This window comes from Pseudomonas sp. 31-12 (genome assembly GCF_003151075.1).
GTDB lineage: Bacteria > Pseudomonadota > Gammaproteobacteria > Pseudomonadales > Pseudomonadaceae > Aquipseudomonas.
In genome coordinates this window covers 6,341,573-6,367,553 of record NZ_CP029482.1, presented here as the reverse complement: position 1 = coordinate 6,367,553, position 25,981 = coordinate 6,341,573, and the positions used below count along the sequence as shown (strand labels likewise).

20 protein-coding genes are annotated in these 25,981 nt (G+C 60.7%); 16 read left to right on the top strand and 4 right to left on the bottom strand.

What is annotated here, in order from left to right; genetic code table 11:
* The first annotated feature begins 14 nt into the window (after positions 1-14).
* From dgcA to DJ564_RS30115, 6 genes are all read left to right on the top strand, one after another.
* A complete protein-coding gene (gene dgcA / locus DJ564_RS30145) occupies positions 15-2,075 on the top strand; it encodes a dimethylglycine demethylation protein DgcA (RefSeq protein WP_008151900.1) in 2,061 nt (686 codons plus the stop codon).
* Between the two features lie 220 nt (positions 2,076-2,295).
* Entirely contained in the window at positions 2,296-4,245 is a 1,950-nt protein-coding gene (gene dgcB / locus DJ564_RS30135) for a dimethylglycine demethylation protein DgcB (protein WP_109635444.1), read from the top strand.
* Positions 4,245-5,465, top strand: coding sequence for an electron transfer flavoprotein subunit alpha/FixB family protein (locus tag DJ564_RS30130; RefSeq protein WP_109635442.1), 1,221 nt, complete (start codon positions 4,245-4,247; stop codon positions 5,463-5,465). The genes dgcB and DJ564_RS30130 overlap by 1 nt, the downstream gene beginning before the upstream one ends.
* A gap of 15 nt (positions 5,466-5,480) precedes the next feature.
* Positions 5,481-6,251 carry an electron transfer flavoprotein subunit beta gene (locus DJ564_RS30125; protein ID WP_109635441.1) on the top strand — a complete coding sequence of 257 codons (771 nt, stop codon included), beginning with the start codon at positions 5,481-5,483 and terminating at the stop codon, positions 6,249-6,251.
* Between the two features lie 144 nt (positions 6,252-6,395).
* Entirely contained in the window at positions 6,396-6,962 is a 567-nt protein-coding gene (locus DJ564_RS30120; RefSeq protein ID WP_109635439.1) for a GNAT family N-acetyltransferase, read from the top strand.
* A gap of 79 nt (positions 6,963-7,041) precedes the next feature.
* Positions 7,042-8,211: a retropepsin-like aspartic protease gene (locus DJ564_RS30115; protein WP_109635437.1), complete on the top strand. Its 1,170-nt coding sequence runs from the start codon at positions 7,042-7,044 to the stop codon at positions 8,209-8,211.
* A 682-nt stretch (positions 8,212-8,893) separates the two neighbouring features.
* Here the strand turns inward: DJ564_RS30115 and gbcA are convergent.
* A complete protein-coding gene (gbcA, locus tag DJ564_RS30110; RefSeq protein ID WP_109635436.1) occupies positions 8,894-10,189 on the bottom strand; it encodes a glycine-betaine demethylase subunit GbcA in 1,296 nt (431 codons plus the stop codon).
* A gap of 283 nt (positions 10,190-10,472) precedes the next feature.
* Between gbcA and gbcB the strand changes: the two genes are divergently transcribed.
* A complete protein-coding gene (gene gbcB, locus DJ564_RS30100; RefSeq protein WP_109635434.1) occupies positions 10,473-11,573 on the top strand; it encodes a glycine-betaine demethylase subunit GbcB in 1,101 nt (366 codons plus the stop codon).
* A gap of 223 nt (positions 11,574-11,796) precedes the next feature.
* Here the strand turns inward: gbcB and DJ564_RS30095 are convergent, their stop codons facing one another.
* Positions 11,797-12,621, bottom strand: a complete 825-nt coding sequence (locus tag DJ564_RS30095; protein ID WP_109635432.1) for an NAD(P)-dependent oxidoreductase — start codon at positions 12,619-12,621, stop codon at positions 11,797-11,799.
* A 264-nt stretch (positions 12,622-12,885) separates the two neighbouring features.
* A complete protein-coding gene (locus tag DJ564_RS30090; RefSeq protein ID WP_109635430.1) occupies positions 12,886-13,926 on the bottom strand; it encodes a low specificity L-threonine aldolase in 1,041 nt (346 codons plus the stop codon).
* 133 nt (positions 13,927-14,059) lie between these two features.
* On the opposite strand from DJ564_RS30090, the gene DJ564_RS30085 reads away from it, so the two are divergent.
* From DJ564_RS30085 to DJ564_RS30045, 9 genes are all read left to right on the top strand, one after another.
* Positions 14,060-14,776 carry a TraX family protein gene (locus DJ564_RS30085; RefSeq protein WP_109635428.1) on the top strand — a complete coding sequence of 239 codons (717 nt, stop codon included), beginning with the start codon at positions 14,060-14,062 and terminating at the stop codon, positions 14,774-14,776.
* 283 nt (positions 14,777-15,059) lie between these two features.
* Entirely contained in the window at positions 15,060-16,313 is a 1,254-nt protein-coding gene (glyA, locus tag DJ564_RS30080; protein WP_109635427.1) for a serine hydroxymethyltransferase, read from the top strand.
* A 23-nt stretch (positions 16,314-16,336) separates the two neighbouring features.
* Positions 16,337-17,587 (top strand): sarcosine oxidase subunit beta, encoded by a 1,251-nt coding sequence (locus DJ564_RS30075; RefSeq protein WP_007947735.1) that lies wholly within the window; start codon positions 16,337-16,339, stop codon positions 17,585-17,587.
* A 14-nt stretch (positions 17,588-17,601) separates the two neighbouring features.
* Complete coding sequence (locus DJ564_RS30070) at positions 17,602-17,931, top strand: sarcosine oxidase subunit delta (RefSeq protein WP_109635425.1); 330 nt, start codon at positions 17,602-17,604, stop codon at positions 17,929-17,931.
* Complete coding sequence (locus tag DJ564_RS30065) at positions 17,928-20,945, top strand: sarcosine oxidase subunit alpha (protein WP_109635423.1); 3,018 nt, start codon at positions 17,928-17,930, stop codon at positions 20,943-20,945. The genes DJ564_RS30070 and DJ564_RS30065 overlap by 4 nt, the downstream gene beginning before the upstream one ends.
* A gap of 129 nt (positions 20,946-21,074) precedes the next feature.
* Positions 21,075-21,707 (top strand): sarcosine oxidase subunit gamma, encoded by a 633-nt coding sequence (locus DJ564_RS30060; RefSeq protein ID WP_109635421.1) that lies wholly within the window; start codon positions 21,075-21,077, stop codon positions 21,705-21,707.
* A 195-nt stretch (positions 21,708-21,902) separates the two neighbouring features.
* Positions 21,903-22,760, top strand: a complete 858-nt coding sequence (gene purU / locus DJ564_RS30055) for a formyltetrahydrofolate deformylase (protein ID WP_109635419.1) — start codon at positions 21,903-21,905, stop codon at positions 22,758-22,760.
* A gap of 207 nt (positions 22,761-22,967) precedes the next feature.
* Positions 22,968-24,167, top strand: coding sequence for a formaldehyde dehydrogenase, glutathione-independent (fdhA, locus tag DJ564_RS30050; RefSeq protein WP_059407445.1), 1,200 nt, complete (start codon positions 22,968-22,970; stop codon positions 24,165-24,167).
* Positions 24,168-24,482: 315 nt separating this feature from the next.
* Positions 24,483-25,040 carry a DUF2780 domain-containing protein gene (locus DJ564_RS30045; protein WP_109635417.1) on the top strand — a complete coding sequence of 186 codons (558 nt, stop codon included), beginning with the start codon at positions 24,483-24,485 and terminating at the stop codon, positions 25,038-25,040.
* 1 nt (position 25,041) lies between these two features.
* Here DJ564_RS30045 and DJ564_RS30040 read toward each other — a convergent pair whose 3' ends face one another.
* Positions 25,042-25,929 carry an acyltransferase gene (locus DJ564_RS30040; protein ID WP_109635416.1) on the bottom strand — a complete coding sequence of 296 codons (888 nt, stop codon included), beginning with the start codon at positions 25,927-25,929 and terminating at the stop codon, positions 25,042-25,044.
* Between the last annotated feature and the right edge of the window lie 52 nt (positions 25,930-25,981).

Below are 25,981 nucleotides of genomic sequence, written 5' to 3'. Positions count from 1 at the left end.
TCGAGGAACCCGCCATGGCTTTCGAAGCAATGTTCCAGCCGATCCAGATCGGCAAACTGACCATCCGCAACCGCGTGCTCAGCACCGCGCACGCCGAGGTCTACGCGACCGACGGCGGCATGACCACCGACCGGTACGTCAAGTATTACGAAGAGAAAGCCAAGGGCGGGATCGGCCTGGCGATTTGCGGCGGTTCCTCCAGCGTGGCCATCGACAGCCCGCAAGGCTGGTGGAAGTCGGTCAACCTGGCCGACGACCGGATCATTCCGCACTTCCAGAACCTGGCCGATGCCATGCACAAGCATGGCGCCAAGATCATGATCCAGATTACCCACATGGGCCGTCGTTCCCGTTGGGACGGCGAGCATTGGCCAACCCTGCTGTCGCCGTCGGGCATCCGTGAACCGGTGCACCGTGCGACCTGCAAAACCATCGAGCCGGAAGAAATCTGGCGGGTGATCGGCAACTACGCCAGCGCTGCTGCACGGGCCAAGGCCGGCGGCCTGGACGGCGTTGAATTGTCCGCAGTGCACCAGCACATGATCGACCAGTTCTGGAGCCCACGGGTCAACAAACGTACCGACGAATGGGGCGGCAGCTTCGAGAACCGCATGCGTTTCGGCCTGGAAGTGATCAAGGCTGTACGGGCTGAAGTCGGCCCGGATTTCTGCGTCGGCATCCGTCTGTGCGGTGATGAATTCCACCCGGACGGCTTGTCCCACGAGGACATGAAGCAGATCGCCAAGTACTACGACGACACCGGCATGATCGACTTCATCGGTGTGGTGGGTTCGGGTTGCGACACTCACAACACCCTGGCCAACGTTATCCCGAACATGAGTTATCCACCGGAGCCATTCCTGCATTTGGCGGCCGGTATCAAGGAAGTGGTGAAGGCTCCTGTCCTGCACGCGCAGAACATCAAGGACCCGAACCAGGCAACCCGCATTCTGGAAGGCGGCTACGTGGACATGGTCGGCATGACCCGCGCCCACATCGCTGACCCGCACCTGATCGCCAAGATCAAAATGGGCCAGGTCGACCAGATCAAACAATGTGTCGGCGCCAACTACTGCATCGACCGTCAGTACCAAGGCCTGGACGTGTTGTGCATCCAGAACGCCGCGACCTCCCGTGAATACATGGGCGTGCCGCACATCATCGAAAAGTCGACCGGTGTGAAGCGCAAAGTCGTGGTGGTCGGTGCCGGTCCTGCCGGGATGGAAGCGGCTCGCGTGTCGGCCGAACGTGGCCACGACGTGACCTTGTTCGAGAAGAAAGAATTCATCGGCGGGCAGATCACCACCGCCTCGAAAGCTCCGCAACGCGACCAGATCGCCGGTATCACCCGCTGGTTCCAACTGGAACTGGCACGTCTGAAGGTTGATTTGCGCTTGGGTGTGGCCGCCGATGCGGCAACCATTCTCGACCTGCGTCCGGACGTGGTAGTGCTCGCCGTCGGCGGCCATCCATTCCTGGAGCAGAACGAACACTGGGGCGCGGCTGAAGGCCTGGTGGTCAGCAGCTGGGACATCCTCGATGGCAAGGTCGCACCGGGCAAGAACGTGCTGGTCTACGACACCATTTGCGAGTTCACCGGGATGTCCACTGCGGACTTCCTCGCCGACAAGGGCAGCCAGGTCGAGATTGTCACTGACGACATCAAGCCGGGCGTGGCGATTGGCGGTACGTCGTTCCCGACTTACTACCGCAGCATGTACCCCAAAGAAGTAATCATGACCGGGGACATGATGCTGGAGAAGGTCTACCGCGAAGGCGACAAGCTGGTGGCGGTGCTGGAAAACGAATATACCGGCGCCAAAGAGGAGCGGGTGGTGGACCAGGTCGTCGTCGAAAACGGCGTGCGTCCGGACGAAGAAATCTACTACGCCATGAAGGAAGGCTCGCGCAACAAAGGCCAGATGGACATCGAAGCCCTGTTCGCGATCAAGCCGCAACCTTCGTTGAGCCAGGCGGGCGACGGCTACTTGCTGTTCCGCATCGGCGACTGCGTGGCACAGCGCAACACCCACGCGGCGATCTATGACGCGTTGCGGCTCTGTAAGGATTTCTAACGGCATCACCACCATCCCTGTGGCGAGGGGGCTTGCCCCCGTTGGGCTGCGAAGCGGCCCCAAAATCAACCAATGCGGTCTGTCAGGACAAACGCATTGGCCGGTTTACGACTGCTTCGCAGCCGAACGGGGGCAAGCCCCCTCGCCACAGTAGGTGTCAGGCCTTCATCGGCACGCACATGAACCCGTGCAAGACCCCGAGGTCTTTGGGAGCTCCACCATGTTGAACACCCTTCTTCCAATCCTGTTGTTCGCTGCCCTGGGCCTCGCTGTCCTCGGCGCGTTGCGGCGGGTGGCTATGTGGCGCCGGGGCCGGGCTTCGAAAGTCGACCTGATCGGCGGCCTGTTCGCCATGCCCAAGCGCTACATGGTCGACTTGCACCATGTCGTGGCGCGGGACAAATACATCGCCAACACCCACGTCGCCACGGCCGGTGGTGCGGTGGCGTCCATCGTGCTGGCGATTCTGGTGCACGGTTTCGGCCTGCATAACCGCATCCTCGGCTACGCGCTGTTGTTGATGACGGTGGTGATGTTCGTCGGTGCGATCTTTGTGTATCTGCGTCGTCGCAACCCACCGGCGCGCCTGTCCAAAGGGCCGTGGATGCGCCTGCCGAAAAGCCTGTTGGCGTTCTCGGCGAGTTTCTTCCTGTTGACCCTGCCGGTCGCTGGCATCCTTCCGGAAAACTTCGGTGGTTGGGTAGTAGCAGCGATCCTCGGCGTCGGCGTGCTGTGGGGCGTGTCGGAACTGTTCTTCGGCATGACCTGGGGCGGTCCGATGAAACACGCCTTCGCCGGGGCGCTGCACCTGGCCTGGCACCGTCGCGCCGAACGCTTTGGCGGTGGTCGTTCCACCGGTTTGAAGCCACTGGATCTGAATGACCCGAACGCGCCACTGGGCGTGGAAAAACCCAAGGATTTCACCTGGAACCAACTGCTCGGTTTCGACGCCTGTGTGCAGTGCGGTAAATGTGAAGCCGCGTGCCCGGCATTCGCCGCCGGCCAGCCGCTGAACCCGAAAAAACTGATTCAGGACATGGTCGTCGGCCTGGCCGGTGGCACAGACGCCAAGTTCGCCGGTAGTCCGTATCCGGGCAAAGCCATCGGTGAACACGCCGGCAATCCGCATCAACCGATCGTTAACGGTCTGGTAGACGCCGAAACGCTGTGGTCCTGCACCACTTGCCGTGCCTGCGTCGAGGAGTGCCCGATGATGATTGAGCACGTCGATGCCATCGTCGACATGCGCCGCCATCTGACCCTGGAAAAAGGCGCGACCCCGAACAAGGGCGCCGAAGTCCTGGAAAACCTGATCGCCACCGACAACCCGGGCGGCTTCGCCCCGGGCGGGCGGATGAACTGGGCGGCGGATTTGAACCTCACCCTGATGAGCGAGAAGAAGTCGGTCGACGTGTTGTTCTGGGTCGGCGACGGTGCCTTCGACATGCGTAACCAGCGCACCTTGCGCGCGTTCGTCAAAGTGCTGAAAGCGGCCAAGGTCGACTTCGCGGTGCTGGGTCTTGAAGAGCGCGACAGCGGTGACGTGGCCCGACGCCTGGGCGACGAAGCCACCTTCCAACTGTTGGCCAAACGCAATATCCAGACCCTGGCCAAGTACAGCTTCAACCGCATCGTCACCTGCGACCCACACAGTTTCCACGTGCTGAAAAACGAGTACGGCGCCTTCGACGGCAACTACCTCGTGCAGCACCACAGCACCTACATGGCGGAAATCATCGGTGCTGGCGCCCTCAATCTCGGCCAGCACAAAGGCAGCAGCGTGACCTATCACGACCCGTGCTACCTCGGCCGCTACAACGGCGAATACGAGGCGCCGCGTGAAGTGCTGCGCGCCCTCGGGATTGAAGTCAAAGAAATGGAGCGTTCCGGTTTCCGTTCGCGCTGCTGCGGCGGCGGTGGCGGTGCGCCGATCACCGACATTCCGGGCAAGCAACGGATCCCCGACATGCGCATGGAAGACATCCGCGAAACCGGCGCCGAACTGGTGGCCGTGGGTTGTCCACAGTGCACCGCGATGCTTGAAGGCGTGGTCGAACCGCGTCCGCTGATCAAGGACATCGCCGAACTGGTGGCCGACGCATTGCTCGAAGATGCCGCGCCAAGCAAGCCGACCACGCCGGCCCAACGTGAACCTGCGGAGGCCCACTGATGAGCGACATTATCCGCCGCGACCCCCGCGCCGAATGGATCGCCCGTAACCGTCTGCACCCGCTGCACGCGGCCATGCAACCGGCGCAACACAGCTGGATGGGCCCTAACGGTGTCATCCGCAAAAATCTGCATGGCATCGGGTTTATCGGCCCCAACGGCATCAAGCGCATTGACCGCAGCGGCGCTCAACAGGGCGGGGCGACCAAACGTTCGGCCGCGGTTGAAGTGCAATTGCCACTGCATCAAGTGCCTGCACCTGCGTTTTACATCAGCGTGGTGCCGGACATGGTCGGCGGCCGCTTGAGCAGCCACGACCGTGATTTGCTCGGCCTTGCGCATCAATTGGCCGGCAAGGACGGCGCGGTATTGGCCGTGGTCTTCGGCGAACACAAGGAAAACGCCTTCGCCACTGCGGGCGTCGATCGCTTGCTGGTACTCGAAGGCGACGAATTCAGCGGTTATGCACCGGAACAACGGGTTCAGGGTCTGCGGGCTGTGGATAACCAGTTCAGCCCGCGCCATTGGCTGCTGCCCGATAGCCGCAGCGGTGGCGGTGAACTCGGTCGACGCTTTGCCGCCGCACTGGGCGAACGCCCGGCCACGCGGGTCTGGCAGGTCAAGGATCAGGAATGCATCGGCCGCGCCGGCGCTGGCTTACAAGACCTTGCGCGCCCGGTTGCACGCTTGATTCTGGCCGCCGTCGAATGCGCCGAGCCGGTCAGCGAAACCCGTCACGAAGCCTTGCCGGTGGAGTTATCCACAGCCGTGGCGCGCAGTTTGTCGCGCATCGAAGATCTGGGCGCGGTGGCGGTGGACCCGGCGGCGATTCCGATGGCCGAGGCCGAGTTCATCTTCTCCGGCGGCAACGGGGTCAAGGACTGGGGACTTTTCCACAGGACGGCCGAAGCGTTGGGCGCGACCGAAGGTGCTTCGCGTGTGGCGGTGGACGATGGCTTCATGGCCCGCGACCGTCAGGTCGGTGCGTCCGGCACTTGGGTCACGGCACGGGTATACGTGGCGGTGGGGATTTCCGGGGCGATCCAGCACCTGCAAGGCATCCGCGCCTGCGACAAGGTGGTGGCGATCAACCTCGATCCGGGCTGCGACATGATCAAACGGGCCGACCTGTCGGTGATCGGCGAGAGTGCCGAGATTCTTCAAGCCTTGATCGCGGCGGTAGAGGCTTACCGCAACGAAGCCAAGCGCGATGCGGCTTAAGGAAAGGAAAGGGTTATGAGCACGAAAATCATCAGCCTGGTGTCCATCGGCGCCCACCCGACCTCCGGCCGGCCACGTCGCGCGGAGCAGGATGCGCGGGCGGTGGAACTGGGCCTGCAACTGGCTGGGGATAACCTGCAAGTGCTGCATGCCGGCGATGTTGCGGAGCCGGCGCTGCGCGCTTATCTGGGCATGGGCCTGGAACAACTGCATGTGCTCGAACAACCGGAAGGCGCCGATGCCTTGCCGGCATTGACCGCGTACCTGCGTGACGCTGGGGCGCAAGTGGTGCTGACCGGCAGCCAGGCGGAAACCGGTGAAGGCTCGGGGATGTTGCCGTTCCTGCTGGCGGAAAGCCTTGGCTGGCCGCTGGTGGTCGGGCTGGCTCAGGTGGAGTCCATCGATGGCAGTTCGGCGCTGGTGCTACAAGCTTTGCCTCGTGGTCAGCGCCGTCGGTTGAAGGTTCGGTTGCCGTTTCTGGCGACTGTGGATAACGCCGCACCGAAGCCTCGGCAGAGCGCTTATGGCCCAGCGCGGCGCGGGGTGTTGCAGGCGGACGAGGTTGAAGTCATCGACGATGAACTGCTGGCCGTCGCTACCCTGCAACCGGCCAAGCCACGGCCAAAACGCTTGAAGGTGATCAAGGCCAAGAGCGGCGCGGACCGGATGAAAGCCGCGACGGCCAAGGCCAGTGGCGGCGGTGGACAAGTGCTCAAAGGCGTGACGGCGCAGGCCGGTGCCGAAGCCATTCTCAAGTTACTGATCGAAGAAGGCGTGGTCCGCTAACTCAATTTCACCACTATCCACTGTGGGAGCGGGCTTGCTCGCGAATGCAGTGTGTCAGTGACATTTGAATTGCCTGACACGCCGCCTTCGCGAGCAAGCTCGCTCCCACAGGGTGTTCGTGTCACCGACATTTATGGGGAAACAATGGCCGTTGAATTCCGTTCGGCAGTGCGCGCCGATGCGCGTGAGATTGCGCGTCTCTTTCAAATAACATCGGAGGGGGCTGCCGATTACATCTGGAGCCAACTGGCCCAGCCCGGTCAGGATCTGCTGGAGGTCGGCGCCACTCGTTACGCCCGTGACGACGTGGATTTCTCTTGGCAGAACTGCCTGATTGCCGAGGCCGATGGCAACGTCATCGGCATGCTGCACAGCTACGTGATGCGCCACGATCCGCTGGCAGAGCCGACCACCGATCCGGTCCTGGCGCCTTACGCGAAGATGGAAATCCCCGACACGCTCTACATTTCCAGCCTCGCGCTGCATGAAGGCTGGCGGAACCTGGGCCTGGGCAAGCAATTCCTCGCCTACGCCTACGACCGTGCCAACCGGCTCGGGCTCAACGGCTTGAGCCTGATCGACTACGCCGCCAACACTGGCGCTCGTCGGTTCTATGAGCGTCATGGCTTCCGCATCGTTGACACCTGCCAGATCACGCCCCATCCGATGATCCGGGTCACGGGGGAGGCCTACCTGATGTATCGGCCCTAGTGAGCTACATTTCTTTATGAGCGGCCCGATCCGGCAGCAGCGCTAATTCATACAACGCGTTTTCAACAATGGGTTGACCATGAACGCGGTCAGTCGACGTGAGACATGTCTGATCTGTGCCGTGATGGTGCTTCTGGTGGTGTCCCCGTATTCGACGGCCGACACCAGCAAAGAGCCTGATTTTTACCAATGGCTGGCGTCGGAACCGGGACGAAAAGCCTCTCTGGCGCAGATGAAGCAGCAGTGCGACAAGGTGTTGGCGGCTGATGAAAACCTCAATTGCTCCGTGACCGTTCTGGCCCGAATCTTCGAGGACAAAGCCGCCAATCAGCTTCCCGATTACTACTTGGCAATCAAGCGTCGTCATGCCCGGGCTATCGGCACCGACCCGGAACTCAAGGTGTTGTTTTCCATGTTTGGCAGCCAGTCGATCGTGACCTTGCGCACGGTCGCCGATTTTTCCGTGGAAAGAACCCAGCGCCGCGAAGTCCTCGCGATTTACCCGTCCCCCACTGACGATTACGTGTCTGACGAAGTGCTGCCCTATATCGATGTCACCGCGGCGAACGGCTTCACGTCACGCTTCATCCTGGACACCGGCGCCCCGCAAACACGGGTTAACACTGTCACCGCGAAGCAGATGGGGATCAAGCTGCTAACCGACTCTCACTATGGCTACAGCACCTTTTACGGTGAGCGCGACCTGTCGGCCAAACTCGGGATCCTCAAGTCGTTGAAGATCGGCGCAAGCGAGTTCAGGAATGTGCTGGTGTTTGTCAGTGACCGGGACAACCTGCTGGGTCTGGACCTGATCGGCAAGTTGGGACGCCTGAAAGTCACGAAGAAAACCCTGGAGCTCAACGCCCGACCTCCCACCGGATGTGATTCACCGATCACCTATACGCGCATGGACATCAATCAACGATTAACCATTGCCGCACGGCTGGATCGTCGGGCGACCCTGGGGATTATCGACACCGGCAATGTGGATTACCTGACGTCCGCCGCGCCGGGCAGCTCTCCCGTTCACGTCGCCGCGAGGCCCAACTACCAAACCTTTCAGGGCGAGTTGAATCTGTCGGGTCATACCGCGCCGGTCACTTATAAACACTACCCGAGCTTCACGATCCCGCCGTCGTTACTGGCGGGGCGCTACGTGCCTTCGATTTTGTTCGGGTGGCGGGCATTCGATGACTATGAGCTCAATCTGGACATCGACGCTGGCTTGTCGTGTTTCAACAGGCGCTGAACGGTTTTACCCACAATCCCTGTTAGCGCTTCTGTGGATAACGTGTTCGCCCTTCGCTGCACCCCATACAAAACAAGCCCTGCAAGCCTTCGTACAAAAAACAACCAGGCTAACTTGCGGTTTTTCCACGCTTTTTCCAGAGGATAACTTTGCACAAGCGTTAATACTTGCCCCCAATCTCTGTTAGCGCATCTGTGGATAAGATGTTCGCTGTCCGCTACAGGCTATATAAAACGGGCTTATCCGGCTGGTGATCAAAAAACGATCAAATCACCGTTTTAGCGGAGCAAACCAGCCGTAAACCTTGATTTACCGCGCTTTGCGCGGGTTTTCCACAGTTCGGTGAAAGTTGCCCCCAAAGTCTGTTGGCGCTTCTGTGGATAACGTGTTCGCCAACCACTGCAAGCCACGTACAACGTGCCCTGCAAGTGATAGATCAAAAAACAACCAATCGCTGTTCAAAACCCTGCTTCTGGATAAGTCACGGTTTTTATTCACTTTATGAAGAGAAAGTTTCGAGCAAATCCATACTTGTCCCCATTAGCTGTGGGTGGAGGTGTGGATAACTTGTTTGCGAACCTCTACAGCCCCATGCCAGTGGCAGCTCTAAAGCGATTGGTCGAAATTTGAACAATAAAAAAACCGCGAAACATGTTCGCGGTTTTTTGTCTCAGCGGATCGGTCAGCCTTGAACCGGAACGCCTTTGAGGTAAGGCGCAGGCTCGGCCCCGAGGTTGTTCAGCAGACGCTCGCTGTACCAGTCCACAAAGTTCACCACGCCAAACTCATAGGTCTTGGAGTAAGGCCCTGGCTGGTACGCCGTGGAGTTGATCCCGCGCTGGTTCTCTTCAGCCAGACGACGGTCCTGGTCGTTGGTCGCATCCCAGACCTGACGCATGCGATCCACGTCGTAGTCCACACCTTCAACCGCATCCTTGTGCACGATCCACTTGGTGGTGACCATGGTTTCCTGAGCGCTGATCGGCCACACCGTGAACACGATGATGTGGTCGCCCATGCAGTGGTTCCACGAGTGCGGCAGGTGCAGGATGCGCATCGAGCCCAGGTCCGGGTTCTTGATGCGGCCCATGAGTTTGGCGCAGCCCTGTTTGCCGTCCAGGGTCATCGACACGGTGCCCTTGAGCAGCGGCATGCGCACGATGCGGTTACGCAGGCCGAAGCTGGCGTGGGCGTAAGGAATCTTCTCGGCTTCCCAGGCAGCGGCGGAGGCGGCGACGTGGTCCTTGAAGGCCTGGTCGGCACGCGGGTCGGTAACGTCATCCCATTCCAGCAGGGTTTTCAGCAGCTCCGGGTGCGACGCGTTGCAGTGGTAGCACTCGCGGTTGTTTTCCAGCACCAGTTTCCAGTTAGCCTTTTCCATCAAGGTGGTGGTAATCGCCACCTTGGTGTTCTCCATGTCGTACGGTTCCATGTAATGGTTCAGCGTCGACAGGAAGTCATCAATGGCTGGCGGATTTTCCGACAGGCTGATGAAGATGTAGCCGCCGGCCGTCTTCACGTTCACCGGCTTGAGGCCGTACTGCTTCATGTCGAAGTCGGCGCCCATCTCGGTGCCGGCGAACAACAGGCGACCGTCCAGTTCATACGTCCACTGGTGGTAATGGCAGACCAGCTTGGCGACCTTGCCTTTTTCACTGGTGCACAGCCGCGAACCGCGGTGACGGCAGACGTTGTGGAACGCATGGATCACGCCTTCGGCGCCGCGAATCACGATGATCGGGTTCTTGCCGACTTGCAGGGTCAGGTAGTTGCCCTTGGTCGGGATTTCGCAGGCCATGCCGGCGATCAACCACTCTTTCTGGAAGATCTCCTGCATATCGATATCAAACAGCCGCTCGTCAGAGTAAAACGGCTGCGGCAGCGAGAAAGTGCGCTCGCGCTCTTGCAGCATCTGTGCGGTGGCCTTGCGTGCGGGTTCCAGCGGATCGCCCAGGCTGATTTTTGCGGTGACGTCCATCGATTTGATCCTCAAGGCCATTCTGTGTGGCCGGCGAAAGTGGCTAATCAGGTTTGCTACGCAAGGTGTAAAGATTGTGTCTTGGTATGGAGCGAGTGTGGGGCCGGCGCTGGGCAGAACCTTATCCATGGGCGACATGGCCCAATCTGTTCCCGACGCGCAACCCCCGGTAGATGCGGGCTGGTCGCGATAAGTATGTGAATGTCGCAGATAGGTAAATGGGTGTTCTGCGCTATACGCAGAATCGCCAACATAAGGCCGACCATCGGCGGTGGAGAACAGCATGTCCAACAGCTTCCTGAATCCGGTAACCACCCAGACCTGGGCCAACGGTCGACACATCGTCCGTTGCGTCAAAGTCATCCAGGAAACCTGGGATGTGCGCACCTTCTGCTTTATGGCTGACCAGCCGATCCTGTTCTTCTTCAAGCCGGGGCAATTCGTCACCCTGGAGCTGGAAATCGAAGGCGTGCCGATCATGCGCTCCTACACCATTTCCAGCTCGCCGTCGGTGCCGTACAGCTTTTCGGTGACGATCAAGCGCGTGCCGGGCGGCAAGGTCTCGAACTGGCTGCACGACACCTTGCACGAAGGCCAGGAGCTGGCGGTGCACGGGCCGGTCGGGCTGTTCAACGCCATGGACTTCACTGCGCCGAAGGTTTTGTACCTCAGCGGCGGCGTCGGCATCACGCCGGTCATGTCCATGGCGCGCTGGTTCTACGACACCAACGGCAACGTCGACATGGTGTTTATCCACAGCGCCCGTTCGCCCAAAGACATCATTTACCACCGCGAACTGGAACACATGGCGTCGCGGATCGATAACTTCAGCCTGCACCTGATCTGCGAGAAGCATGGTCTGGGCGAACCGTGGGCCGGTTATCGTGGTTACCTGAACCACAAGATGCTCGAACTGATGTCCCCGGACTTCATGGAGCGCGAAGTGTTCTGCTGCGGCCCGACGCCGTACATGAACGCGGTCAAGCGCATGCTCGAAGCAGTCGGCTTCGACATGTCGCGTTATCACGAGGAATCGTTCGGTGCCACGCCGCCGGAAGCCCGTGCGGATGCGGTGGAACAGGCCGAAATTGCTGCGGACGCGCCGGAAGTCGATCTGGCGGACCTGCATCAAGTCGAATTTATCTCGTCCGGCAAGAGCATTCGCGTGGCCCCGGGTGAAACCGTGCATGCGGCGGCGGCCAAGCTCGGCCTGCTGATCCCGAAGGCCTGCGGGATGGGCATCTGCGGAACGTGCAAGGTGCTGAAGCTGGGGGGCGAGGTCGAAATGGACCACAACGGCGGGATTACCGAGGAAGACGAAGCCGAGGGCTACATCCTGTCGTGCTGCAGCGTGCCGAAGGGTGATGTGCGCATCGAGTTTTGATTTGAGGCTGGAAGGTTAATTAACTTCAAGATCCACCCCCTCACCCCAGCCCTCTCCCCAGTGGGGAGAGGGGAAAGGGAGTAGATCTGCGTTGGTTTCAGAGCCTGAGTTCGACTCCGATATTTCAGGTCGATGTAGCTCCAAGAACGCCTCGGTCAGTCCCCTCGCCCCTTTGGGGAGAGGGTTAGGGTTAGGGGCGGATTTAACTGACACCCTAAATCACTCAACCAACAAACAGGTCCGGCATCAGCGGCTCGGTGGTGTCAGGCGCAAACCGATACCTTTCAAAATCCGTCACCCCGTTCTCACCCAGAATTTCCTCATCAATCAGCAACCGCCCGGTGATGCTGCGACCGCTGCTGTCCAGAATGACATGGGCTGCATCCGCCATGATCGCGGGCGTGCGCGCATGTTTGAACGACTCCCGTGAACCCAGCTGAAACTCGATCGCCGCCGTGGCGATCATGGTCTGCGGCCACAGCGAGTTGACGCTGATGCCGTAACTGGCAAATTCCTCGCTCATGCCCACCGTCAGCATGCTCATGCCGTATTTGGTCACGGTGTAGGGGCTGTACTGGGCGAACCATTTGCTCGCCAGATTCAGCGGCGGCGACAGGTTGAGGATGTGGCCGCTGGATTTTTTCAGATAGGGCAAAGCAGCCTGGCTGCACAGGAGAACGGCGCGGGTGTTGATCTGGTGCATCAGGTCGAAGCGTTTGAGCTCGATGTGTTGGACGCCAGTCAACTTGATCGCGCCGGCGTTGTTGATCAGTGCATCGATAGCGCCGAAATGCTCGTTGGCCTGGGCCAGTGCGTCACGCACCGCGACCTCATCGCGCACGTCCACCTGCAAAGCCAACGCCTTGCCGCCCGCCGCTTCAACTTCCTGCGCCACGCTGAAAATCGTCCCCGGCAATTTGGGGTGGGGCTCGGCGCTTTTGGCGGCAATCACAATATTGGCCCCGTCCTGCGCGGCCCGCAGTGCGATCTCGCGACCAATGCCACGGCTGGCGCCGGTGATGAACAGGGTCTTGCCTTGTAATGACATGCGTACGCTCCTGATTATTGTTGTCTGAGCGGATAGAAGCGGCTCGCCAATCAATGTAGACCAAGAGTTTCAGGGTGAGTGATCAGGGGAGGGGGAAAGGGGTTTTGTGGCGAGGGAGCTTGCTCCCGCTGGGCTGCGAAGCGGCCCCGAATACTGAGAATGCGGTCTGTCTGGCAGACCGCATTGGCTGGTTCTACGACGGCTGCGCCGCCGAGCGGGAGCAAGCTCCCTCGCCACAGGGGATCGGGTTGCTGTTTGAAGGAATCAGTGGGACATGACTTCGCGGATATCCGTCGCGAGTTCACGGACGCGTTCTTCTTCGGTGTCCCACGAGCACATGAAGCGTGCGCCGCCGTTGCCGATGAAGGTGTAGAAGCGCCAGCCCTTGGCCGTCAGCGCGGCGATGGCCGGTTCCGAGAGTTGCAGGAACACGCCGTTGGCCTGCACCGGGAACATCAGTTCCACGCCGGGGATGTCGCTGACCAGTTCCGCCAGCAGTTGCGCGCAATGGTTGGCGTGTTTGGCGTATTTGAGCCAGGCGTCGTTTTCCAGGATCCCGACCCACGGCGCAGAGAGGAAACGCATCTTCGAGGCCAGTTGCCCGGCCTGTTTGCAGCGGTAGTCGAAGTCTTCGGCCAGTTTGTGGTTGAAGAACAGGATCGCCTCACCGACCGCCATGCCGTTTTTCGTGCCGCCGAAGCACAGTACGTCGACGCCGGCTTTCCAGGTCAGGTCCGCTGGCGAGCAACCGAGGAATGCGCAGGCGTTGGAGAAGCGCGCGCCGTCCATGTGCAGGTTCAGGCCCAGCTCTTTGCAGGTGGCGCTGATGGCGCGGATTTCTTCAGGGGTGTAGACGCTGCCAACTTCGGTGGCCTGGGTCAGGGTCACGACGCGGGGTTTCGGGTAGTGGATGTCCTGGCGCTTGAGGGCGACTTCGCGGATCGATTCCGGGGTCAGCTTGCCGTTTTCTGTGCGGGCAATCAGCAGCTTGGAACCGTTGGAGAAGAATTCCGGCGCGCCGCACTCGTCGGTTTCGACGTGGGCGGTTTCCGAGCAGATCACGCTGTGGTAACTCTGGCACAGCGACGACAGAGCCAGCGAGTTGGCCGCGGTGCCGTTGAAGGCGAAGAACACTTCGCAGTCGGTTTCGAACAGTTTGCGGAAATCATCGGACGCGCGAGCGGTCCATTCATCGTCGCCGTAAGCGCGTTGGTGGCCGTGGTTGGCCTGTTCCATGGCAGCCCAGGCTTCAGGGCAGATACCGGAATAGTTGTCGCTGGCGAATTGTTGGCTCTTATCGGTCATGGCCCTGCTTTCCGTGGTCGAGACGCTTATGGTGAAGCGTCTCGTGGTCAATGATGGTGCGCACTTTACCGAAGATCATCCGGGGAGCACACGGGATGCGTCTGACAGAACAATACAAAGACGACGGGCAATTATGCACATGACGCAAAGGGATGGGGCACTGGATCTGCTCAAGTGGCTGGCGCTATTGAGCATGGTGCTCGATCACCTGCGATATATCGGTTATTCCGTCGATCTGCTGTATGTGCCGGGACGGATGGCGTTTCCGTGGTTTTGTCTGGCGATGGCGGCCAACCTGGCGCGGAGCCGCACAGTGACAACCGGCGGCCAGTGGCGATATCTGGGTTGGTTGCTGCTGTTCAGCGCCATCAGTGAAATTCCGTATCGGCTGTTCATACCTGATCCCGACACGTTGAACGTGATGCCTACGTTGGCGCTGGGGTTGTTGGTGGCGCGTGGCTGGCAGGACAGGACGCTGCAATCGCGATTGCTCGCGGCCGGCGCCCTGGTGCTGGCAGCGCTGTTTCCGCAGTGGCTGATGTTTGGTTTCTTCGGGGTTCTGCTGCCGCTGGCGATCTTGCTGGTGATCAAGCGGCCCTGGTATTTCAGCCTGTTGCCGGGGCTGGTGTGCCTGGTGGCCAATCAATGGGAGGTGCTGTTTTACTCCGCGCGTTTCGGTAATGGTGCCGCCATCCTTGGCATCGCCACTTGTCTGATTGCGCCATTGCTGGGGCTGGTCTTGTTGCGACATGCCAAACATCTCCAGCCACCGCCGATGCGACGTTGGGCGTATGCCTTATATCCGCTGCATTTTTTGCTTCTGTTACTCGTCCGCAATATCGCCGCATAACCCTGTGGGAGCTAGCCTGCTAGCGATGAGGTCGTCACAGCCAGCATTGATGTTGCCTGACCCACCGCTATCGCGAGCAGGCTCGCTCCCACAGGGGATCCTGGCTGAATTGAAGACTGTGTCCGGTCAGCCATTTCAGCCCATGTCGTAAACGCACCTTTGCGTGGCGTCCGTAGGCATTTGGCCTGTCTGCGCCGGTCATACCATCGCATCAAAGGGCACTGTCGAAACACCGGTGCCTTACCGAGACGAATGGCGCATAGATGCCGCTGGGAGAGACGCGATGTTCAGCAAGCAAGACCAGATCCAGGGTTACGACGATGCACTGCTGGCGGCGATGAATGCCGAGGAGCAACGCCAGGAAGATCACATCGAGCTGATCGCGTCAGAGAACTACACCAGCAAACGCGTCATGGAAGCGCAAGGCAGTGGCCTGACCAACAAATACGCCGAAGGTTATCCGGGCAAGCGCTACTACGGTGGCTGCGAGCACGTCGACAAGGTTGAAGCCCTGGCCATCGAACGCGCCAAGCAACTGTTCGGCGCCGATTACGCCAACGTCCAGCCGCACTCCGGTTCCTCGGCCAACAGCGCCGTTTATCTGGCACTAATCCAGGCGGGCGACACCATCCTGGGCATGAGCCTGGCCCACGGTGGTCACCTGACCCACGGCGCCAAAGTGTCGTCCTCAGGCAAGCTGTACAACGCCGTGCAGTACGGCATCGACACCAAGACCGGGCTGATTGACTACGACGAAGTCGAGCGCCTGGCCGTCGAATGCAAGCCGAAGATGATCGTTGCCGGCTTCTCGGCTTACTCCAAGACCCTCGACTTCCCGCGTTTCCGTCAGATCGCCGACAAGGTCGGTGCGCTGCTGTTCGTCGACATGGCCCACGTCGCCGGTCTGGTCGCTGCCGGCCTGTACCCGAACCCGCTGCCGTACGCCGATGTGGTCACCACCACTACCCACAAGACCCTGCGCGGTCCACGTGGCGGCCTGATCCTGTGCAAGGCTAACGAAGAAATCGAGAAGAAGCTCAACGCGGCTGTGTTCCCGGGTGCCCAGGGCGGCCCGCTGATGCACGTGATCGCGGGTAAAGCGGTGTGCTTCAAGGAAGCGTTGGAACCTGGTTTCAAGGCCTACCAGCAACAAGTGATCGACAACGCCCAGGCCATGGCCGGCGTGTTTATCAAACGCGGCTACGATGTAGTGTCCGGCGGCACCGATAACCACCTGTTCCTGGTCAGCCTGATCCGTCAGGGCCTCACCGGCAAAGAGGCGGACGCAGCACTCGGTCGCGCCCACATCACTGTGAACAAGAACGCTGTCCCGAACGATCCACAGTCGCCGTTCGTCACCTCCGGCCTGCGCATCGGCACCCCGGCGGTGACCACGCGCGGCTTCAAGGTGACCCAGTGCGTCACGCTGGCCGGCTGGATCTGCGACATCCTCGACAACCTCGGCGACGCCGATGTAGAGGCCAATGTTGCCCAGCAAGTGTCGGCCCTGTGCGCGGACTTCCCGGTTTATCGCTGAGCGCGGTTTTGGAGTAAATGACTATGCAACGCTACTCGGGCTTCGGCCTCTTCAAACACTCCCTCAGCCATCACGAAAACTGGCAGAAGATGTGGCGCACGCCGACCCCTAAAAAGGTCTATGACGTGGTCATCGTCGGCGGTGGCGGGCATGGTCTGGCGACCGCTTACTACCTGGCCAAGGAACACGGCATCACCAACGTGGCCGTGGTCGAAAAAGGCTGGCTGGGCGGCGGTAACACCGCGCGCAACACCACCATCGTTCGCTCCAACTACCTGTGGGACGAGTCGGCGCACCTGTACGAACACGCGATGAAACTGTGGGAAGGCCTGTCCCAGGACCTGAACTACAACGTGATGTTCTCCCAGCGCGGCGTTTACAACCTGTGCCACACCCTGCAAGACATCCGTGATTCCGAGCGTCGGGTCAGCGCCAACCGCCTCAACGGTGTGGACGGCGAACTGCTCGATGCCAAGCAAGTGGCCGACGAGATTCCGTACCTCGACTGCTCCAAGAACACCCGCTACCCGGTGATGGGCGCAACCGTCCAGCGTCGCGGCGGCGTGGCCCGTCACGATGCCGTGGCGTGGGGCTTTGCCCGTGCCGCTGACGCCTTGGGCGTGGACTTGATTCAACAGACCGAAGTGATCGGCTTCCGCAAGGAAAACGGCGTGTGCATCGGTGTTGAAACCAACAAGGGCTTCATCGGCGCCAAGCGCGTCGGTGTGGTGACCGCCGGTAACTCCGGGCACATGGCCAAACTCGCCGGTTTCCGTCTGCCGATCGAATCCCATCCGCTGCAAGCGCTGGTGTCCGAGCCGATCAAGCCGATTATCGACAGCGTGATCATGTCCAACGCCGTACACGGTTACATCAGCCAGTCCGACAAGGGCGACCTGGTGATCGGTGCCGGTATCGACGGCTACAACGGCTACGGCCAGCGTGGTTCGTACCCGGTGATCGAGCACACCATCCAGGCCATCGTCGAGATGTTCCCGGTGCTGTCGCGCGTACGCATGAACCGTCAGTGGGGCGGCATCGTCGACACCACGCCGGATGCATGCCCGATCATTTCGAAAACCCCGGTCCCGAACATGTTCTTCAACTGCGGTTGGGGCACCGGTGGCTTCAAGGCAACACCTGGCTCGGGCAACGTGTTTGCCGCGAGCCTGGCCAAGGGTGAAATGCACCCATTGGCTGCACCTTTCTCCATCGACCGTTTCCACAACGGTGCGTTGATCGATGAACACGGCGCTGCTGCGGTTGCCCACTAACAGGAGAAATCCCCATGTTGCATATCTTCTGTCCTCACTGCGGCGAACTGCGCTCCGAAGAGGAATTCCACGCATCCGGCCAGGCGCATATCCCGCGCCCACTGGATCCGACCAACTGCACCGACGAGGAGTGGGGCGACTACATGTTCTTCCGCGATAACCCTCGCGGTCTGCACCACGAGCTGTGGGATCACGTCGCCGGTTGCCGTCAGTATTTCAACGCCACCCGCGACACCGTGACCTACGAGATTCTCGAGACCTACAAGATCGGCGCCAAGCCGCAGTTCACCGACAAGACCGATAGCCCGAAAGCGGCCACGACGGCTCTGGGAGAGAAGGTATGAGCCAGATCAATCGCCTGTCCAACGGTGGACGGATCGACCGCAACAAAGTGTTGAGCTTCACCTTCAACGGCCAGGTCTACAAAGGCTTTGAAGGCGATTCGCTGGCCGCTGCCCTGTTGGCCAACGGTGTCGACATCATCGGTCGCAGCTTCAAGTATTCCCGTCCGCGCGGCATCTTCGCTGCCGGCGCCGAAGAGCCCAACGCCGTGCTGCAGATCGGCGCGACCGAAGCTACGCAGATCCCGAACGTACGCGCCACGCAACAAGCGCTGTACCAAGGTCTGGTCGCCACCAGCACCAACGGCTGGCCGAGCGTGAACAACGACATGATGGGGATTCTCGGCAAGGTCGGCGGCAAGCTGATGCCGCCGGGCTTCTACTACAAAACCTTCATGTACCCGCAATCGTTCTGGATGACTTACGAAAAGTACATTCGTAAGGCCGCCGGTCTTGGCCGCTCGCCGACCGAAAACGATCCGGACACCTACGACTACATGAACCAGCACTGCGACGTGCTGATCGTCGGCGGTGGCCCCGCTGGCCTGGCCGCTGCATTGGCAGCTGCGCGCAGCGGTGCTCGTGTCATTCTCGCCGATGAGCAGGAAGAGTTCGGCGGCAGCCTGCTCGATTCCCGCGAAAGCCTCGACGGCAAACCAGCGGCCGAGTGGGTCGCCAGCGTCATCGCCGAGCTGAAAGACACCCCGGACGTGCTGCTGTTGCCGCGCGCCACGGTCAACGGTTACCACGACCATAACTTCCTGACCATTCACGAGCGCCTGACCGATCACCTCGGCGACCGCGCCCCGATTGGCCAGGTGCGTCAGCGCATCCACCGGGTTCGCGCCAAACGTGTGGTGCTGGCGACTGGTGCTTGCGAGCGTCCATTGGTTTACGGCAACAACGACGTGCCGGGCAACATGCTCGCCGGCGCTGTGTCGACTTACGTGCGCCGTTACGGCGTGGCACCGGGCAAAAAACTGGTGCTGTCGACCAACAACGATCACGCCTACCGCGTAGCGCTGGATTGGCTCGACGCCAGCCTGCAAGTCGTGGCTATCGCCGACGCCCGCAGCAATCCGCGTGGAGCGCTGGTTGAAGAAGCACGCGCCAAAGGCATTCGCATCCTGACCGGCAGCGCCGTGATCGAGGCCCGTGGCAGCAAACACGTGACCGCCGCTCGCGTCGCCGCGATCGATGTCAAAGCACACGCTGTGACCAGTCCTGGCGAGTGGCTCGATTGCGATTTGATCGCCAGCTCCGGTGGTTACAGCCCGGTGGTTCACTTGGCTTCGCACTTGGGCGGCAAGCCGACCTGGCGTGAAGACATCCTCGGTTTCGTACCGGGCGAAGCACCGCAGAAACGCGTGTGCGTCGGTGGCATCAACGGCGTCTATGGCCTCGGTGATTCGTTGGCCGATGGTTTTGAAGGCGGCGCTCGCGCAGCCAGCGAAGCCGGTTTCAGCGTGGTCGAAGGCACGTTGCCGAAAGCCCTGAGCCGTCTCGAAGAGCCCACCCTGGCGCTGTTCCAGGTGCCGCATGAAAAAGGCACCGCGCGCGGGCCCAAGCAATTCGTCGACCTGCAAAACGACGTCACTTCCGCCGCCATCGAACTGGCGACCCGCGAAGGCTTCGAGTCGGTCGAGCACGTCAAACGCTACACCGCACTGGGCTTCGGTACCGACCAGGGCAAACTCGGCAACGTCAACGGCCTGGCCATCGCCGCCCGTTCGCTGAACGTGACCATCCCGCAAATGGGCACCACCATGTTCCGCCCGAACTACACGCCGGTAACCTTCGGCGCCGTGGCCGGCCGTCACTGTGGGCACATCTTCGAACCTGTGCGTCACACCGCGCTGCATCACTGGCACGTGAAGAATGGCGCCGAGTTTGAAGACGTCGGTCAGTGGAAGCGTCCTTGGTACTTCCCGAAAAACGGTGAAGACATTCACGCTGCCGTAAAACGCGAATGCAAAGCCGTGCGCGACAGCGTCGGCCTGCTGGACGCTTCGACCCTGGGCAAGATCGACATCCAGGGCCCGGACACCCGCGAGTTCCTCAACCGCATCTACACCAACGCCTGGACCAAGCTCGATGTGGGCAAGGCGCGTTACGGCCTGATGTGTAAAGAAGACGGCATGGTGTTCGACGACGGCGTGACTGCATGCCTGGCCGACAACCATTTCGTGATGACCACCACCACCGGCGGCGCTGCACGCGTGCTGCAATGGCTGGAAATCTACCATCAGACCGAATGGCCAGACCTGAAGGTGTACTTCACGTCCGTGACGGATCACTGGGCAACCATGACCCTGTCCGGGCCGAACAGCCGCAAGCTGCTCAGCGAAGTGACCGACGCCGATCTGAGCAACGAAGCCTTCCCGTTCATGACCTGGAAAGAAGCGCTGGTCGGCGGTGTGCCGGCGCGGATTTTCCGGATTTCGTTTACCGGTGAGCTGTCGTACGAAGTCAACGTGCAAGCCGACTATGCGATGGGCGTTCTCGAGAAAATCGTCGAGGCCGGCAAGCAGTACAACCTGACCCCGTATGGCACTGAAACCATGCACATTCTGCGGGCCGAGAAAGGCTTCATCATCGTCGGTCAAGACACCGACGGCTCGATGACCCCGGACGACCTGAACATGGGCTGGTGTGTCGGTCGCACCAAACCGTTCTCGTGGATCGGCCAGCGTGGCATGAACCGCGAAGACTGCGTGCGTGACCAGCGCAAACAGCTGGTGGGCCTGAAGCCGATCGATCCGACCAAATGGCTGCCGGAAGGGGCGCAACTGGTGTTCAACACCAAACAGACGATTCCGATGACGATGGTCGGTCACGTCACCTCCAGCTACCTGCACAACTCCCTGGGCTATTCGTTTGCCATGGGCGTGGTGAAGGGCGGTTTGAAGCGCATCGGTGAGCGGGTGTTCGCACCGCTGGCGGATGGCAGCGTGATCGAGGCGGAAATCGTTTCTTCGGTGTTCTTCGATCCGAAAGGCGATCGCCAGAACGTGTAACACCACAGTACCTGTGGGAGCGTGGCTTGCCCGCGATGAACGATAACGCGGTGCTTCAGGCAGAACGCGTCGCTCCCATCGCGGGCAAGCCCGCTCCCACAGGGCACACGAATTCAGGAAAGGTGCTTTATGACCGCAGCCAATGTTTACCAACAACGCCCAACCACTGGGGCCAAGGCCGAGTCGTCGCTGCATCATGCCGACCTCGCCAGCCTGGTGGGCAAGGGCCGCAAAAGCGCCGGCGTGATCGTGCGTGAGAAAAAACTCCTCGGCCACCTGACCATTCGTGGCGATGGCCACGATGCTGCCTTCGCCGCAGGCGTGCACAAGGGCCTCGGCATCGAGCTGCCAGGTGCGCTGACCGTCGTGGTCAAAGGCGAAACCAGCCTGCAATGGATGGGGCCGGATGAATGGCTGCTGATCGTGCCGACCGGTGAAGAATTCGCCGCCGAGCAAAAACTGCGTGAAGCGCTGGGCGATCTGCATATTGCGATCACCAACGTCAGCGGCGGCCAGCAGATCCTCGAACTGAGCGGCCCGAATGTGCGCCAGGTGCTGATGAAATCCACCAGCTACGACGTGCACCCCAACAGCTTCCCGGTGGGCAAGGCAGTCGGCACCGTGTTCGCCAAGTCGCAACTGGTGATCCGCCACACCGCCGAAGACACCTGGGAACTGCTGATCCGCCGCAGCTTCTCGGATTACTGGTGGTTGTGGTTGCAGGATGCGGCGGCCGAATACGGCCTGAGCGTCCAGGCGTAATCGTGGCGAGGGAGCTTTTGTGGCGAGGGGGCTTGCCCCCGTTGGGTCGCGCAGCGGCCCTAAATCCTGATTGCTCGGTCTGACTGACACACCGCGTTTGCTGGATTTACGACTGCTTCGCAGCCGAACGGGAGCAAGCTCCCTCGCCACAGAGTTCTCTCTGATCACAGATGTAGCAGCAGGAGTCACCGCACTATGAGCCGCGCCCCAGACACATGGATTCTGACCGCCGACTGCCCAAGCGTTCTCGGCACCGTGGACGCGGTGACCCGCTTTCTGTTCGAGCAGGGCTGCTACGTCACCGAGCACCATTCCTTCGATGACCGGCTTTCGGGCCGTTTCTTCATTCGCGTGGAATTCCGCCAGCCTGACGGCTTCGACGAACAAGCCTTCCGCGCAGGTTTGGCGGAACGTGGTCAAGCCTTCGGCATGGTCTTCGAGCTGACCGAGCCGAACTACCGGCCAAAAGTGGTGATCATGGTTTCCAAGGCCGATCACTGCCTCAACGATTTGCTCTACCGCCAGCGCATCGGCCAGTTGTCGATGGACGTGGCCGCCGTGGTTTCCAACCACCCGGACCTCAAGCCGTTGGCCGACTGGCACCAGATTCCGTACTACCACTTCCCGCTGGACCCGAACGACAAGCCGTCGCAGGAGCGTCAGGTCTGGCAGGTGATCGAAGAGTCCGGCGCCGAACTGGTGATCCTTGCCCGTTACATGCAAGTCCTGTCGCCAGAGCTGTGCCGCAAACTCGACGGCAAGGCGATCAACATTCATCACTCCCTGCTGCCGGGTTTCAAGGGCGCCAAGCCTTATCACCAGGCCTACAACAAGGGCGTGAAACTGGTCGGCGCCACGGCGCACTACATCAACAACGACCTGGACGAAGGCCCGATCATCGCCCAGGGCGTGGAGGCCGTGGACCACAGTCATTACCCGGAAGACCTGATCGCCAAAGGCCGGGATATCGAAGGGCTGACCTTGGCCCGGGCCGTTGGTTATCACATCGAGCGAAGAGTGTTTCTCAACGCGAACAGAACCGTCGTTCTTTAGATCGCCATCGCTGGCAGGCCAGCTCCCACAGGGGATTTGTGTCTGCCCACAGATCTCGGTCACACCAAAGATCAACTGTGGGAGCTAGCCTGCTAGCGATGAGGCCATTACAAGCAACACATAAACAGCATCTGTACCCGAGCAATCAACGCGCCGCCGATCCATGGCGACGCGACCGCTACATAAAAACAACAGCGAGGTGAAAGCATGTCTGGCAATCGTGGTGTGGTGTATCTCGGCGCTGGCAAGGTCGAAGTACAGAATATCGAATATCCGAAAATGCAGGACCCGCGTGGCAGGAAGATTAACCACGCCGTCATCCTTCGTGTGGTTTCCACCAACATCTGTGGTTCCGATCAGCACATGGTGCGCGGTCGTACCACCGCTCAAACCGGCCTGGTGCTGGGCCACGAAATCACCGGTGAAGTGATCGAGAAGGGCAGCGACGTCGAGAACCTGCAGATCGGCGACCTGGTGTCCGTACCGTTCAACGTCGCTTGCGGGCGCTGCCGTTCCTGCAAAGAGATGCACACCGGTGTCTGCCTCAGCGTTAACCCGGCGCGTCCGGGCGGCGCCTACGGTTATGTCGACATGGGCGACTGGACCGGCGGCCAGGCTGAATACGCGATGGTGCCGTACGCTGACTTCAACCTGCTGAAACTGCCTGATCGCGATCGCGCGATGGAAAAAATCCGCGACCTGACCTGCCTTTCCGACATCCTGCCCACCGGTTACCACGGAGCAGTCACTGCCGGCGTTGGCCCGGGCAGCACCGTATACATCGCAGGCGCCGGCCCGGTCGGTCTGGCCGCCGCCGCTTCCGCTCGCCTGTTGGGCGCTGCGGTAGTGATCATCGGCGACGTCAACACCGTCCGCCTGGCACACGCCAAGGCCCAGGGTTTCGAAATCGCCGACCTGTCCCTGGACACCCCGCTGCATGAACAAATCGCTGCACTGCTGGGCGAACCAGAAGTGGATTGCGCCGTCGACGCCGTAGGCTTCGAAGCGCGCGGCCACGGCCATGACGGCGTGAAACACGAGGCCCCGGCCACCGTGCTCAACTCGCTGATGGGCGTTGTGCGGGTTGCCGGCAAAATCGGTATCCCAGGCCTGTACGTGACCGAAGATCCAGGGGCAGTAGATGCCGCCGCAAAAATGGGCAGCCTGAGCATCCGCTTCGGCCTGGGCTGGGCAAAATCCCACAGCTTCCACACCGGCCAGACCCCAGTGATGAAGTACAACCGCCAGCTGATGCAGGCGATCATGTGGGACCGCATCAACATCGCCGAAGTGGTGGGTGTTCAGGTGATCAGCCTGGATCAGGCACCACAAGGCTATGGCGAGTTCGATGCGGGCGTGCCGAAGAAGTTTGTGATTGATCCGCACAAACTGTTCAGCGCGGCGTAAGCCTTCACGCGATGCAAAACGGCGACCCGAGGGTCGCCGTTTTTGTTGATGTTTTACATCAACCCTGTGGCGGGGGAGCTTGCTCCCGTTGAGCTGCGAAGCGGCTCGAAACGCTGTGATTTCTATCTGTAAGACACAACGTGTCTGACAGTTTCGCGACAGCTTAGCCGCCAAACGGGAGCAAGCTCCCTCTCCACAGGTGTGTGAACGGGGTAAAAATGCGGCAGCAAGGAACATTGCCCAGCAAACCCCTGTCAAACCGGCAGTTTTCCCGCTCACACACGGGCGGTTTTCATGGCGCAAGAGGATGTCTGGATGAAGATTTCACGCGGTATTGCACTGGCCTCGCTGATGACAATCGCGGCCAGCCCGGTCTTCGCCGGTTTCAGCCTGGAAGATGTGACCAACGCGGCCGCGAGCATGCAGGGCGGTAACGCCGCCACTGCCGCCGCGCCGACGCAGGAAACCGCCGGGTTGCTGGGCGCGCTGACTTCGCAGTTGAACGTCAAACCCGAGCAAGCCGTCGGCGGCACCGCGGCGATGTTGGGGCTGGCCAAGAATCAGCTGAGCTCGACCGACTATTCGGAATTGGCGAAAAGCGTACCGGGTATCGACAAGCTGTCCGGCGGCGGTGAGCTTGGCGCCCTCGCTGGATTGCTCGGATCGTCCGGTAAATCGGCCGGTCTGGAAAACGCCTTGGGCAGCGTGAAAAACACCAATGACCTGAACAACGCTTTCAGCGCGTTGGGCATGGACAGCGGCATGATCGGTCAGTTTGCCCCGGTGCTTTTACAATTCCTGGGTCAGCAGGGCGTCGGCGGTTCGCTGCTGGAAAGCCTGGGCGGGATCTGGGGCGCCGGCACCGGTAGTTGATTCAGCGGCGTTCGGCGCGCAAGGCGTCGATGCGTTGATCCTTTTCGATCCAGAGCTGGTTGACCCAGTTCTGGATCGTTTCGCGAAACACCGGGTCGTTCTCGTAATCGCCTTGCCACAGGGCCGGGTCGAGTTCGCGGGTCTTGATGTCGATGATGACCCTCGGCACGTTGCCGCTGATCAAGTCCCAAAACCCCGGAATCTGCTGCTGCGGATACACCACCGTCACATCGAGAACGGCGTCCAGCTGTTCGCCCATCGCCGCCAATACGAACGCCACGCCGCCGGCCTTGGGCTTGAGCAGGTGGGTGAACGGTGATTGCTGCTGAGCGCTTTTTGCCGCGGTGTATCGGGTGCCTTCCAGGTAATTGACCACGGTGACCGGCTGACGCTTGTACAACTCGCACGCCGCTTTGGTGATTTCGAGATCCTTGCCGGCCAGTTCCGGATTCTTCGCCAGGAATGCCTTGGTGTAGCGTTTCATGAACGGGTAATCCAGCGCCCACCACGCCAGCCCCAGGAACGGCACCCAGATCAGTTCTTTCTTGAGGAAGAACTTGAAGAATGGCGTGCGGCGATTCAGCGTCTGGATCAGCGCCGGGATATCGACCCAGGATTGATGGTTGCTGATCACCAGGTACGAGGTGTCGCGGCGCAGGTCATCGCCGCCGCGGATGTCCCATTGGGTGGGGATGCACAGGCGGAAAATCAGCTTGTCGATTTCGGCCCAGGTCTCGGCGATCCACATGACGGCCCATGAGGCGTAGTCGCGAAAGCGCCCGGGCAGGATCAGTTTGAGCAGGGCAAACACCATCAGCGGCCCGAACAGGACCAGGGTGTTGAGCAACAGCAGCAGGGTAACGAAACAGCCGGTGAGCAGGCGGCGCATAAGTAACTCTTGAAAGCCTTTGGGCGCGCCATGATAAGCAGCTTCGGGCGAC